The sequence below is a fragment of the Chloroflexota bacterium genome, assembly GCA_009840355.1.
Classification (GTDB): domain Bacteria; phylum Chloroflexota; class Dehalococcoidia; order Lucifugimonadales; family JADFKI01; genus Bin90.
In genome coordinates this window covers 41599-54125 of record VXNZ01000024.1, presented here as the reverse complement: position 1 = coordinate 54125, position 12527 = coordinate 41599, and the positions used below count along the sequence as shown (strand labels likewise).

Sequence of the window (12527 nt, the reverse complement as noted above, 5' to 3'; positions counted from 1 at the left end):
TAGACACCTTCTACAATTGCCGGCAAAGGCGCACCGCACATCGGCGATGGTGAGAAGATGGAGTGTTGGGCGACCCCGGCACTTTGCCCGAAGCCATGCATCAAAATCCCACGCTCTTATACACTGCCCTAGCACTCATCTACCGCCTATGCGAGTTCCCTGTGTTCACGGACTTCAACACATCCGTGTACTATGACCGCACGGACAGAAATCACCGAGTATCGCCGGACCTGCCTGTGGCGCTCGGCGTGGATACGGGTGGCATCCACGATCGGCACGGATACCTGATTTGGGAAGTGGGTAAGTAGCCCGATTTCGTGCAGGGAATCGCGTCCGAGCGCACTGCGAACTACGACGGCGCCGGCAAGCGCGATCTGTACGCGAACATCGGTATCAGCGAATACTGGCGCTACGACTCGACCGGCGGGGACTTCTATGGCTTTCCGCTGCTGGGAGAGAGGCTAGTGGACGGCGAATACCAGCCGTTCGAGGTGCATACGAACGAAGACGGCAACATCTGGTCATACAGCCCGCTGCTGAACATCGACATCTACTGGGGCGACGATCGGCTGGATGTGTATGACCGCGACGCCCGCAAAATTATACCCGGCGGTTATGAGGCGCTAGAAGCGCACGACAGCCTGGAAGAGACACGCGCCGAACTCCTTGCTGAGCGCATGGCTCGCGACAACCAACGAGCCCGACTCCGTGCCGAGCGTGAGGCGCGCGAAAATGAGCGCGAGGCTCATGAGAACGAAATCGCCGAACATCGTGCAGTGCGCATGGCTAATGAAGCTGAAATCGCACGCCTGCGGGAAGAGTTGCGGCGTAGGGATGCTGAATAAAACTGCGAATGGCGGGACAAGCGGATCGGAGCGCATTATTGCCATCCATCCTAACGATGGTTAGGCATGGCTAACCATCCGCCTGCATATTGAGGCGTGCCCACGGGTTACAGCGGGGGCGTGCCGTAAGTGGCGCGGAAGTTGGTGGCTTGTTCGTAGGCGTAAGCTACTCGCAGCAGCGTTTCTTCGCTTAGGGCGGGGCCCATTATTTGCATGCCTACGGGCAGTCCGTCGGACATTCCTGCCGGCACGGATATGCCCGGTATGCCGGCGATGTTCGCGGGGATCGTCAGGATGTCGTTTAGGTACATTTGCAGCGGGTCTGCGGTTTTCTCACCAAGCTTGAATGCCACTGTTGGCGATGTCGGCATTACCACCGCGTCGTACTGCGAGAAGGCTTGCTCGAACTCACGGCGTATCAGCGTTCTCACGCGCTGCGCCTGCAAGTAATATGCGTCGTAATAGCCCGCCGACAGCGCGTATGTGCCCAGCATTATGCGCCGCTTGACCTCGGGGCCAAAGCCATATTGCCGCGTCTTTTCCAGCGCGTCCCATACGCCGTCCGCATCTTGCACTGAAAAGCCGTACTTCACGCCGTCATAGCGCGCCAGATTCGCGGATGCCTCGCATGGCGCGATGATGTAGTACACTGCAAGCGCGTATGGCGTGCTCGGCAGCGACGTCTCTTCCACCTCAGCACCTAGCGAACGCAGCACATCCATGGCGTCTCGCACCGCGCTCTCCACGCCGGCGTCCAGCCCGTCCACGAAGTATTCGACCGGGATGCCAATCCGCAGCCCGCGCAAGTCTTCGCCAAGCGCCTGCGTGTAGTCCGGCACATCCAAGCTCAGAGATGTCGAGTCGTTGGGGTCATTGCCCGCGATGGCGCTTAGCGTGATAGCGCAGTCTCGCACGTCTTTTGTTATCGGGCCTATCTGGTCGAGCGAACTGGCGAACGCGACGAGTCCGAATCTGCTGACAAGGCCGTATGTCGGCTTCATTCCCACGACGCCGCACAGCGATGCCGGCTGCCGTATGCTGCCGCCGGTGTCCGAGCCGAGCGCGAATAGACATTCGTCAGCCGCGACCGCAGCAGCAGGACCGCCGCTGCTGCCGCCCGGTACGCGGTCGAGCGACCACGGGTTGTGCGTGGGATAAAAGGCAGAGTTCTCATTCGACGAACCCATTGCGAATTCGTCGAGATTACCCTTGCCGACTAGTACTGAGCCCTGTGCGTACAACCTTTCGGTAACGGTCGCGTCGTATGGCGGCACGAAGTGTTCGAGCATGCGCGACGAACAAGTGGTGTGGATGCCTTTGGTGATCATATTGTCCTTGAGCAGCATCGGCACGCCGGTCAGCGGCATGGCGTCGCCGGCAGCGATTCGCGCGTCCGCACGCTCTGCCTGCTCCATCGCAGTGTCTTCGGTGACCGTAACGAACGCCCTCACGCTGTCTTCCACCTGCGAGATGCGCCCAAGCACGGCAGAAGTAAGCTCCACCGATGTAATATCGCCGCCGTCCAGCAGCCTTCTCGCCTCATGCGCCGTAAGCCCGGCAAGCCAGCTATCGCTCATACATCCCCAATCATATCCGGCGTATATCCGGCATATATGTGTCCGCCAATGTCCGCGCGTGTCGTACCGCCCTACTCCAATACCGCCTTCACACGCACCAGGTCGCCTTCGCGGTTCGGCGCGTTGGCGAGCGTGTCTTCGCGCGCGAACGATGGTCGCGCCGCGTCCGCGCGCATCACGGACAGCAGGTCAACGGAATGTCCGGTAGGCTCCAGATCGCCCGTATCCACGCCACTCAGCGCCTCGAACTGCTCTAGAATGTCCGACAGATTGTCGCGCATCAGCTCCACCTCGTCATCGGTCATCCCCACGCGCGCCAGCAGCGCAATATGCCGCACTTCGTCCGTTGTCAGCCGCGTACCCTCTGCCATAAGCCTGAAACCTCGTCATTCGCCACGGATGGTTACCCTTGCCTCGCCGAACACTGCTTGAAAGTGTAACAAAGCCGACAGCACGCCTTCAACCAAAATCCTGAGGGCAGCACAGAGGAATGCGAACGCTCTCTGTCCTGCCCATCGTGAAAATCCGGTTGGTTCATGCTCTAACGGCTATACCCCGAAGCCTGCTTCGGAATATCCCGCGCGATGTGCTCTATTAGGAACGAGAAGTCCCTGTAAGCCGCCAGTTCCCCGACGTGTCTGTCAAGGTCCCGCAGGTCACTTTTCAGCACAGCAAGGTCTTCATGCACGTCATACGGCGCATCCGGATACGGCAGGCTGCTGTACCTGTCTGACGCCAGCGCGACAAGCGCCCCAAGCTCCAGCAGAGCGCCATCCCTATCGTTAGGTGCATCGTCGTACTTCGCCAGTACTTGCGCGTGCTGACGGTTCGATTCGTTGCTCACCGGCGTTACCCAGCGCACCTCGACATCTCCCATATTCAGTACATCGCCCCGTCTCGCATACTCTACCAACTCCAACTCATAGAACACAGTAGTCGCAGCGCCGGAAGGTATCTCCGCGAATTCCTTGCGCGCCTGCGCGAAATTCTCGTCAGCCGTTACTCGGTTTTCGTATCCTACGATCCGCCACGACTGCACAACTTCCGGATTCCAAGTAACCTGCGCTCGCGTCTGGTCTGCGAACGGAATCGACAGCGCAAGCCAGTTCTCGCGGCTGAAGGTCGCGCGCGCCTGCCCGGTGTCGTCGAGATAGCGATACCAGCCGTTGCCGTGCTGCGCCAACTGCTCAAGCAAGTAGTCGTTGTAGTTCTGTATGCCCACGCCAATCGTGATGAGCCGGAGCGGATTGCTGTTGTCATAGTCTCCGGCAGACTCCAGTATTGCGAACGGGTTCGTTGCATCGACATTTGCCACTCCGTCCGACATCAGTATCACATAGTTATGTGAATTAGGACGTTCCCACCGCGCTTCATGCGCCAACTGCACGCCTAGGTCAAGCCCGGCCTGAACATTCGTCGAGCCGCCGTGGTCAAGCCTGTCAATAGACCTGCGCACATCCCTGCTGTCCGGTTTCGAATGCTCTACGGTGAGCTTGTCGATAACCTCATCCGTGAAATGCACCACCGCGATTCGATCGTCCCGGCGCAGGCTATTACGGATGCTCTCAGCGGCTTCTCGCGCGATGTCCACCCTGTCCCCATCCGCCATAGAGCCGGAGGCGTCCAGCACCAGCGTTACATTAAGGGGCCTGCCGTCATCGCGCAGTTCAGGAGCTTGGAAAGCGATGCGCGCCAGTGCCATGCGATCGTCCAGCGGATGAGGAATGACATCCGTATGCACCGCGAAGCTGTCATCTTGCGAGGGCTGCGCGTACCCGTAATTGAAAGCGTTTATCCACTCCTCCGCGCGCACCGAATCCGGCTCCACATCGTAGCCCTCGCGCGCCCAGTTCAGCGCAAGGTGATACGAAGTGCGGTCGGTGTCCAGACTGAAGGTCGAAACGTTGTCATCGGACGCATATACGAACGGAGTGCGCTCGTAGTCCGCGAAAGTCGTCGCTCCGGGCTGACCACCCTTGCGGTCGGGCGGCAACTGTGACTGTGCCGTTTGACCGCCCGAACTTTGAGGCGCAGCCGGCGCTGCCGCAGCTGCCGACCTGGATATGGGCTTTTGGACTTCGCCTGTCTCCTCCGCCTCCATCATCGCGGGCGCGGGCGCGGTGGTAGCTGCCGGGGCAGGTGCGGGCGCGGCTGGCGCTGCCATTACCGCAGCCACGGTTGGCATTGATGCAGGCGCGGCTGCAGCCGGCACAGCAGCCTGTGGAGGTTGTGGAGCAACCGGCGGCAACGGAGCAGCAGGCGCAGGCGCAGCCGAACTGCCGCATGCCACCACAGCCAATCCAATCGCCAACGCCAGCCCAATAACTGACAGATTTCGTATCTTCTCCTTCATTTCAATAACCTCCCGGTTAGGGTTTTTCGCAAGCGGAAACTTGCCGATATAATCCTAGAACGATGCGATTTCTACTATTGTTCCCCCTTTTCGCGCCAATTTTCACGCTATTTCAAGAAATCCCGTCCATTCCTGTACATCCATGTCAATTCCCTCTAATATCTACCTGCATATTCAGAAACGGAGGAAAGTCAAATGAATGTAGAACAAGTCGCAGAAATGCTTACGGCGCAGGATAGGCGCGTTTCGGTGGCGGAGGCGGACACTTGCGGGCTACTTGGCTATCTGTTTAGCACCGTGCCGGGCAGCTCTCGCTGGTTTCCGGGAGGCGTTATCGCCTATACGGGCGGGCTGAAGCAGTCCGTTCTCGGCGTGCCGGACGAAGTTTACGAGAACAAGGGCAGCGTCAGCCCGGAGGTCGCTATCGCTATGGCAGCGGGTGCGCGAGACCTTACATCCACGGACTACGCGCTGTCCGTTACGGGCGTAGCCGGTCCGACGGGCGGACGTCCGGGCATTCCGATTGGCACGTTCTACATCGGCATCGCGGGACCGGATGGGCTTGAAGAGGCAGAGCGCATCGAGACTGGCGCGACTGACCGCGACGCGAATAAGCGTGCTGCGGCGCAGGCTGCGATTGACTTGCTCGGGAAGCATTTGTCGGCGGGTTGAGCGCCGGCTATGGAACATCGCTGTCCAAGTGTGATAGCCTAATCTATTCTGATTCTGTGCGGATCGGCGGTTTTGTCCCATCCCAGCCTTCTCCCAATGGGAATTGGCCAATGGGGGAATATAGACCTCGCACTCGTGGCATTCTTGCGTTCAAACAATGATGCTTGAATGGTCGGGGTTGTTAACGGCACAGAGTCATTATCGGCATTACATTACTAGCACCGGAGAGCGCTTAATGGTATCCATCTCTTACGACAAGTTCACCCTGCCAAATGGCTTGGATGTCATCCTGCACGAGGACCATTCTATGCCTGTCGCCGCAGTTAATATCTGGTATCACGTCGGCTCGAAGAACGAAGAGCCGGGACGCACGGGCTTCGCGCACCTCTTCGAGCATCTGATGTTCGAGGGGTCGAAGCACCACAAGGGCAGTTTCTTCGACCCGCTGCAAAAGGTGGGCGCGAACCTCAACGGCTCGACCTCGACGGACAGAACGAACTACTGGGAGAATGTGCCGTCCAACTATCTCGAACTCGCGCTGTGGCTTGAATCGGACAGGATGGGCTATCTGCTGGACGCGGTGGACCAGAAGGCGTTCGACATACAGCGCGATGTGGTGAAGAACGAGCGCCGGCAGAGCTACGAAAACCGCCCCTACGGCATGGCGTACCTGGAGTTGCAGCCGACAGTCTTCCCTACGCCACACCCGTATAACTGGCCAACCATCGGCTCGCAGGAAGACTTAGACGCCTCCGCATTGGAAGATGTGCAGAACTTCTTCCGAAAGTTCTACGCGCCGTCGAACGCCAGCATCGCAATCGCCGGCGACATCGATATGGACAGCACGCGACGCCTTGTCGAGCGCTACTTCGGCGACCTTCCGCCGGGTTCACCCATCAATCGCATACGGCGCATGGACTCGGAGCTGAAAGGCACGGCGTCGCTCGTTCTGCGCGACCGCGTACAGCTGCCGAGACTCTACCTTGTCTGGCCCACGGGCGCAGCGTTCGATGACGAACAACCGGCTCTCGAAGTGCTTTCCGCCGTTCTAGGCGATGGCAAGAGCAGCAGGTTGTATCGCAATCTAGTAATTGAACGGCAGATTGCGCGCGATGTCGCCGTCTTCCACTATGGACAGGAAATCGCCGGCGAGTTCTTCATTCAAGTTACGGCGAACGCGGGTAAGAGCCTCGAAGAAGTAGAAGATATTGTGCAGCGCGAACTAGACGGCTTGCGCGAATCCGGTCCAACCGAGCACGAGTTACAGCGCGCGAAGAACCGCATCGAAAGCCAGCATGTGCGGCAATTGGAGCGCGTGGGCGGCTTCGGCGGCAGAGCGGACCAGCTCAACTTCTACAACACCTATACCGGCGACCCGTCGGGCATCAACACCGACTTGGACCGCTATCTCGCGGTCAGCGCGGACGATGTGCGCCGTGCCGCGAAGACTGCACTCGGCTCGAATATGGTGCGACTCGCCGTGCTGCCGGAAGAGCAATTGTCCCCGGCGACCGATACGCTTGACCGCACAACGATGCCGGACGCCGCAGCGTCGCCGAGCTTCAGCCCGCCCGTGCCAACGCACGACACGCTGTCGAACGGCATGCGCGTGGTCATCATGGAAAAGCCGGGAATGCCCATCGTGGCACAAGGGTTGCTGCTTCGCGCGGGCGGCATAACCGATCCTGCGGACAAGCCCGGCGTGGCGAGTCTGACGGCAACGATGCTCGCGGAAGGCACAAAGACACGCAGCAGCCAGCAGATTTCGGACGAGATGGAGTTTCTCGGCGCACAACTGCGGGCAAGCGTATCGCGCGAGTTCGCCACGCTTGCCGTCGAGACGCTTACATCGCACTGGCAGCACGCGCTCGAAATTATGGCGGATGTTACGCAGAACGCGACATTCCCGCAGCAGGAATTCGAGCGCGTTCGCAGCGAGCGCCTGACCGACCTCAGCCGCATTTCGGACAGCGCGCAGGCGATCGCCGGGCGTGCGTCGCAAGCAATACTGTTCGGCGCGGGCACACGCTACGGGCACCCGATGAGCGGCAACGAAGCGGCGGTCAAGTCGGTCAGCCGCGACGACCTGATGGCACATCACGGCGCGCACTTCGGTCCGGACGGTGCGACGCTGATTCTGGTCGGCGATATACGGCACGACGAGGCGCTTGAGCAGGCTGAGAGCGCGTTTGGCGCGTGGAAGGCTGGTAGCGCGTCCGATTCCGACTCCGGTTCAGACGAGCAGCCTGCGGACGGCACGACCACCATCTACTTAGCGGACAAGCCGGGCGCTCCGCAGTCCGTTATCCGCGCAGGCTACCTGACGATACCACGCCACCATCCGGACTATTTGGCGCTCAACCTGCTGAACTACATCCTCGGCGGGCAGTTCTCCGCGCGCCTGAATATGAACCTGCGACAGGACAAGGGCTATAGCTACGGCTACATGTCCAGCATCGACTGGCTGACGCGGGCGTCGGCGCTCGCGGCTGGCGGATCGGTGCAGACTGAGGTTACGAAGGAATCGGTCGCCGAGACCATAAAGGAGTTCAATGAAATCCGCAGCGCGCGTCCGGTTACGCAGGAAGAGTTCGACGATGCCGTTGGCGGCATACTGCGCGGCTTGCCAAGTCAGTTCGAGACACACGGGCAGATGCTGTCGCAGCTTGTCCGCCTAGTCGCCTTCGATTTGCCGGACGACTACTTCAGCACATACGGAGATGCTGTGTCTAAGCTGACGCTTGCCGATATTCACCGTGTCGCGGAGACGCACATAAAGAGCGGCGCTCTGAAAATCGTAGTCGCTGGCGACGCCGCAACCGTTGAACCTGCGCTGCGCGAATTGGGTTTGCCCATAGTGCACATAGGCTACGAAGGCGCGGAGATAGGCTAGGGCTGCTTGCCGTTCTGTTGCTCGGCGCGCATCGCTTCACACGGGACCTCGTGGACGCGCTGCCGCCAGGTGTTCAAGCCGCCTGAGCGGTAGTATGCCGCGACGTCCTCGTCCAGCCAGACCGCGACCGCTCTTTTACGGGCATCGGTTTGTAGTTCTCAGGCAGCTTATGTGGCCCTTGCTTGCGCGCCTCAACGATTCCCAGGAACAACCTCACTTGCGGACATGTCCGTGAAAATCTTCCATGGTAAGTTCCCGGGTGTCAGGGTCTATGGTAATGCCAGCATTGATAGCGGTCTATCCGCCATATTCCCATTCAATTTCACGTAATGCCAGGTCGCTCCCGAAATTTGCTAGAAGGTCAACTTAGGCATGTCTGAGTTGCCGTGCACGGCGGCAGCCCTTTCCACCATGATTCTGGTGTATTCGTCAAATAGTAGTCTGTCAATGTCCACTTCTTTGCTCATATCGCCTTCGCTCTATTGCACTTGCCCTTTGCACACTGATGATACGCCTTGAGTCGCCTCGCATTGTGTACACGACTACATGGGGCCGCCGCCGATAAGTCCAGTTGCAATAGCCCTTGGCACCCCACTGCGCTGAACACATTGATAGGCAGCGGCGTCCCAATCGAAGTTTTCTACATCCGCAAAGTCAATCTCGTGCTTTCCTCCATTAGAAGCCTGTTTGGTTTCGTCCCATTCGTATTTTTCTTCTAATGAGATATTATAATCTTTGGCATACCTCACTTCATTCCATCGTAGTAACACCTATTGACTTACCGATAAAATTTCCAAATAGGGTTGAATAACAATTCCTCCCTGCCCCTGTCTTCGCAGGGGCAGGCTCTAACCCGTCTCCTTGGGGAAGGGACTCTATCACTTAATTGGAAATGCTACCTAATTTATCCTTAACCGAAATAGCGAGAGGACACAAAATGCAGCGCCCCCACCGCCTGCGGTTGATGGACACTTACCGCAATCTGTTTTACACGCCAATCTACTCTGCGGTTGCGGGTGGGTTTTTGTATGAGGAAGGACTTGATGTGCTGTTTGGCACGGTACCTGCCGACCGCGCGCCGTTCGATATGTTGCGTCAGGGTGAGGCGGATATTATTCAGACTGGCATAAGCCGCAGCCTGATGGCGCTCGACGATGGCGAGGATGACGCGCCTCTGCACATCGCGGAGATTAACCGTGGCGATGGCTTTTTTCTCGTCAGTAGGACTCCAACGACTACTTGGCAATGGAGCGAACTCGAAGGCGCACGCGTCATACCTATCGGCTTTACGCCAGTGCCGCTAACTTCGCTGACCGCGGCGCTTCGCAAGCGTGGCATGAACATCGACAGCATCACAATGCTCACGGGCTTGTCCGCCGACGACGCGCTCGCCGCATTCCGCAACGGCGATGCCGACTACATACACATGCCAAATCCGCAAGCGCAGACGCTCGTCGAAGAAGGGGCAGGCTATCTCGCCGCTTCGCTAGGCAGCGAGCACGGATATTTGTGCTACAGCTCGTTCGCCGCAATGCCTGCGTTTATCGAAGCGCAGCCCGATGTCGTGCATCGTTTCGTGCGCGGATTCTACAAGGCGCAACGGTGGCTTGCATCCGCAGATGCCGCAGCCGTTGCAGAGCGAGTCAAGCCATTCTTCCCGGACGCTACGGACTCGGTGCTGCAGGCGAGCATCGCGCAGTACAAGGCGCTAGGCACATGGGCGGATACGCCGGAAATAGGCGTTGACGGGTACGACGCTATGCGGCAGGTGCTCATCGACGGCGGTCTTGTGCGCGGGCGACATCCGTATGAGCGGCTGGTGCGGCCCAAATTTGCGGCGCGAGCGATGGCGGGGTCGGAATGACGCGCATTATAGAAAACCGGCATCTGTATGATGATGTATCGCCTCCATCCTAACCTACTCCCTCAGTGGGAAGAGACTCTTGATTTCGCTGATTTATAAACGCAAGGCAGGCTATGGACGCATGAAGATACAGGTTAGAATCGCTGAAGTACAGGATATTTCGCCTACGGTGAAGGCTTTTGTGCTGGATTTGCAGGGACAAGCGTTCTCGTTCCTGGCAGGTCAATGGATTGACTGCTTTGTGGAGATAGACGGGCGTACTGAGGTCGCAGGGTACTCGATTACATCGTCGCCGACCGAGGCGGGATGGTTTTCGATTGCGGTCAAGCTGGTGGGCGATAATGTGGTCACCGATTATATGCACGAGCAGGCAGCGGTTGGCGAAACGCTGGTCGTGGATGGTGGACAGGGCGATTTTTACTTTGACCCTGCGACCGCGGGTGATGGTAAGGATAATCCAATCGCGCTTATTGCGGGCGGGATTGGGATAACGCCGATTGCTAGCATCGTGCGGTTTATGGACAAGTCCATGCCGGATGTCCCTACCACGCTGCTTTACAGTGCGAGTGCGCCCGCGGAGCTACTGTTTCGTGACGAGTTTGAGGCGATTGCCGCACGCAACCCGGAGTTTCGCAAATACTTCACGGTTACGCGGTCGGCGGGAGAATTGTGGGAGGGCAATGTCGGGAGAATCGATGCCGATATGCTGCTAGGCGCCAGCGTGGATGGCAACACCCGCTGTTACATCTGTGGGCCGCCTGAAATGATACGCGACATCGCCAACACATTGCGGGAAATCGGTGTGCCGGATGAGCGCATCATCTACGAGCAGTGGTGGTGATCCGGAAAATTAGCGAAATTAGCGCACCCCTAGACATCCCACGCGCTGCGGTAGTCTAGTTTGTCATCGCCGGTGCAGATGAACAGTTCGCCGGTGGGGACTTTGCGGTCTTGGTTGCGGCAGCCGAACTTTGCCGTGCAGCGATCTTGCACATTCTTGTACGGGCAGCGCCACTGCGACACCTCTGTCACCGTGTCCGACATGTCGCGAAAAATGGCGTCAAGGCGCGACAGGCTAGCGTGGTAGCGGTCTTTGTCTATTCTCTGATTATCTGCCATGCTAGTCAATCTCGCCTAATCCGCCCCGGCAACAGGCACGGATTCAAGGCCTTCCACTTCGCCAATGCCCATAAAGGATTTGGCGAGGTCAACGCACGCCATTGCATTCTCGCCGTAGCCGTCCGCGCCCATGTCGTCCGCGAACTCCTGGCGCACCGGCGCGCCGCCCACCATAATTTTCGCCATGTCGCGTAGCCCATACTCCTCGAACGCTTCGATGGTCCTGCCCATATTCGGCATCGTGGTCGTCAGCAGCGCGGACATGCCCAGCACATCCGCTTCGTGTTCCATCACCGCGTCGATGAACTCGTCCGGCTTGGTGTCAACTCCGAGGTCGTGGACGATAAAGCCGGCGCCGCGCAGCATCATAATGCACAGGTTCTTGCCGATGTCGTGCAGGTCGCCTTTCACCGTGCCCATAACGACAGTGCCGACCGGCTCGATACCGGACGCCGACAGGATAGGTTCGATATAAGCCATGCCTGCCTTCATCGCCCGCGCCGCAACCAGCACTTCCGGCACGAAGATGATGTTATCGCGGAACTTGATTCCGACCACAGCCATGCCGGAAATTAAGCCGTCGTCCAGCACATCGTTCGCCGAATATCCTTCCGCGAGCGCCTGCTGCACCAGACTGTCAACCTCCAGGTGCGCCCCGACGATCAGGTTGTATGCGATGTCGTGCATCAGAGGGGTCGTCTCCTCGAACAACCCACGAATGTGCTTGACCTCGAACGGCTTGGTAACCCACTGCAATTCCTGCTCCAAGCCATCGTTATGTATCGGCATCGGCGTACACCTTTCAGTTTGTAGGTAAATCAGTCGGTCAGACTGTCAATCGTTGCTTGCGCCCATGTGATTTTAGCAGGTAGGAATTATGGCTGCCAAATCAATATACCGCGCCTATCCGGTAAGCCCCTGTCCTTCGGCAACTTTAGGCTCGATTCCTCCAATACGCTGCCGCTCATTCAACGCATCTATGAACGGCTTCATGGTATAAGATACACCGTCTATCCAAAATCCGGTTGCGTTTCGTGCCAAGTGTCATAAAACGTCAATCATCCATTCAGAATTGACTTCCGGACGCCTAAGCGCAAGCTCAGACTCTGTGCTCCGTGGCCCTTTGGCAAAGTATAGAATCGAGCCAGGGGGCAGTTATCATTCGTTGCCTTTCCCCTCACCTGCCCTTTCCCCTCACCTGCCC

Annotated in this window: 12 protein-coding genes; 6 read left to right on the top strand and 6 right to left on the bottom strand. The window is 58.4% G+C overall.

Annotated features, from left to right (window positions below; all coding sequences use genetic code 11):
• The first annotated feature begins 65 nt into the window (after positions 1-65).
• Both F4X57_06770 and F4X57_06765 read left to right on the top strand, forming a co-directional pair.
• Positions 66-308, top strand: coding sequence for a hypothetical protein (locus tag F4X57_06770; protein MYC06856.1), 243 nt, complete (start codon positions 66-68; stop codon positions 306-308).
• A gap of 9 nt (positions 309-317) precedes the next feature.
• A complete protein-coding gene (locus F4X57_06765; protein MYC06855.1) occupies positions 318-845 on the top strand; it encodes a hypothetical protein in 528 nt (175 codons plus the stop codon).
• A gap of 107 nt (positions 846-952) precedes the next feature.
• On the opposite strand, the gene gatA is transcribed toward F4X57_06765, so the two are convergent.
• From gatA to F4X57_06750, 3 genes are all read right to left on the bottom strand, one after another.
• Positions 953-2422 carry an Asp-tRNA(Asn)/Glu-tRNA(Gln) amidotransferase subunit GatA gene (gene gatA / locus F4X57_06760; GenBank protein MYC06854.1) on the bottom strand — a complete coding sequence of 490 codons (1470 nt, stop codon included), beginning with the start codon at positions 2420-2422 and terminating at the stop codon, positions 953-955.
• A 71-nt stretch (positions 2423-2493) separates the two neighbouring features.
• Positions 2494-2793, bottom strand: coding sequence for an Asp-tRNA(Asn)/Glu-tRNA(Gln) amidotransferase subunit GatC (gatC, locus tag F4X57_06755; protein ID MYC06853.1), 300 nt, complete (start codon positions 2791-2793; stop codon positions 2494-2496).
• Positions 2794-2963: 170 nt separating this feature from the next.
• Entirely contained in the window at positions 2964-4775 is a 1812-nt protein-coding gene (locus F4X57_06750) for a DUF3520 domain-containing protein (GenBank protein ID MYC06852.1), read from the bottom strand.
• A gap of 195 nt (positions 4776-4970) precedes the next feature.
• Here F4X57_06750 and F4X57_06745 point away from each other — a divergent pair, with 195 nt between their 5' ends.
• Entirely contained in the window at positions 4971-5447 is a 477-nt protein-coding gene (locus F4X57_06745) for a CinA family protein (GenBank protein MYC06851.1), read from the top strand.
• Positions 5448-5604: 157 nt separating this feature from the next.
• Complete coding sequence (locus F4X57_06740) at positions 5605-8340, top strand: insulinase family protein (GenBank protein MYC06850.1); 2736 nt, start codon at positions 5605-5607, stop codon at positions 8338-8340.
• Positions 8341-8882: 542 nt separating this feature from the next.
• Here the strand turns inward: F4X57_06740 and F4X57_06735 are convergent.
• Complete coding sequence (locus tag F4X57_06735; protein ID MYC06849.1) at positions 8883-9110, bottom strand: hypothetical protein; 228 nt, start codon at positions 9108-9110, stop codon at positions 8883-8885.
• Positions 9111-9232: 122 nt separating this feature from the next.
• Here F4X57_06735 and F4X57_06730 point away from each other — a divergent pair, with 122 nt between their 5' ends.
• Both F4X57_06730 and F4X57_06725 read left to right on the top strand, forming a co-directional pair.
• Entirely contained in the window at positions 9233-10204 is a 972-nt protein-coding gene (locus tag F4X57_06730) for an ABC transporter substrate-binding protein (GenBank protein ID MYC06848.1), read from the top strand.
• A gap of 121 nt (positions 10205-10325) precedes the next feature.
• Complete coding sequence (locus F4X57_06725; GenBank protein ID MYC06847.1) at positions 10326-11045, top strand: oxidoreductase; 720 nt, start codon at positions 10326-10328, stop codon at positions 11043-11045.
• A 29-nt stretch (positions 11046-11074) separates the two neighbouring features.
• On the opposite strand, the gene F4X57_06720 is transcribed toward F4X57_06725, so the two are convergent.
• Together F4X57_06720 and F4X57_06715 are read right to left on the bottom strand one after the other, a co-directional pair.
• Positions 11075-11323 carry a hypothetical protein gene (locus tag F4X57_06720; protein MYC06846.1) on the bottom strand — a complete coding sequence of 83 codons (249 nt, stop codon included), beginning with the start codon at positions 11321-11323 and terminating at the stop codon, positions 11075-11077.
• Between the two features lie 15 nt (positions 11324-11338).
• A complete protein-coding gene (locus F4X57_06715) occupies positions 11339-12010 on the bottom strand; it encodes a cobalamin-binding protein (GenBank protein MYC06845.1) in 672 nt (223 codons plus the stop codon).
• Positions 12011-12527 lie beyond the last annotated feature (517 nt).

Bases quoted from the DNA above. Each gene is read 5' to 3' on its own strand.
- gatA (MYC06854.1), bottom strand. From the start codon at position 2,422: ATGAGCGATAGCTGGCTTGCCGGGCTTACGGCGCATGAGGCGAGAAGG.
- gatC (MYC06853.1), bottom strand. From the start codon at position 2,793: ATGGCAGAGGGTACGCGGCTGACAACGGACGAAGTGCGGCATATTGCG.
- F4X57_06750 (MYC06852.1), bottom strand. From the start codon at position 4,775: ATGAAGGAGAAGATACGAAATCTGTCAGTTATTGGGCTGGCGTTGGCG.
- F4X57_06745 (MYC06851.1), top strand. From the start codon at position 4,971: ATGAATGTAGAACAAGTCGCAGAAATGCTTACGGCGCAGGATAGGCGC.
- F4X57_06740 (MYC06850.1), top strand. From the start codon at position 5,605: ATGATGCTTGAATGGTCGGGGTTGTTAACGGCACAGAGTCATTATCGG.
- F4X57_06730 (MYC06848.1), top strand. From the start codon at position 9,233: ATGCTACCTAATTTATCCTTAACCGAAATAGCGAGAGGACACAAAATG.
- F4X57_06725 (MYC06847.1), top strand. From the start codon at position 10,326: ATGAAGATACAGGTTAGAATCGCTGAAGTACAGGATATTTCGCCTACG.
- F4X57_06720 (MYC06846.1), bottom strand. From the start codon at position 11,323: ATGGCAGATAATCAGAGAATAGACAAAGACCGCTACCACGCTAGCCTG.
- F4X57_06715 (MYC06845.1), bottom strand. From the start codon at position 12,010: ATGCACGACATCGCATACAACCTGATCGTCGGGGCGCACCTGGAGGTT.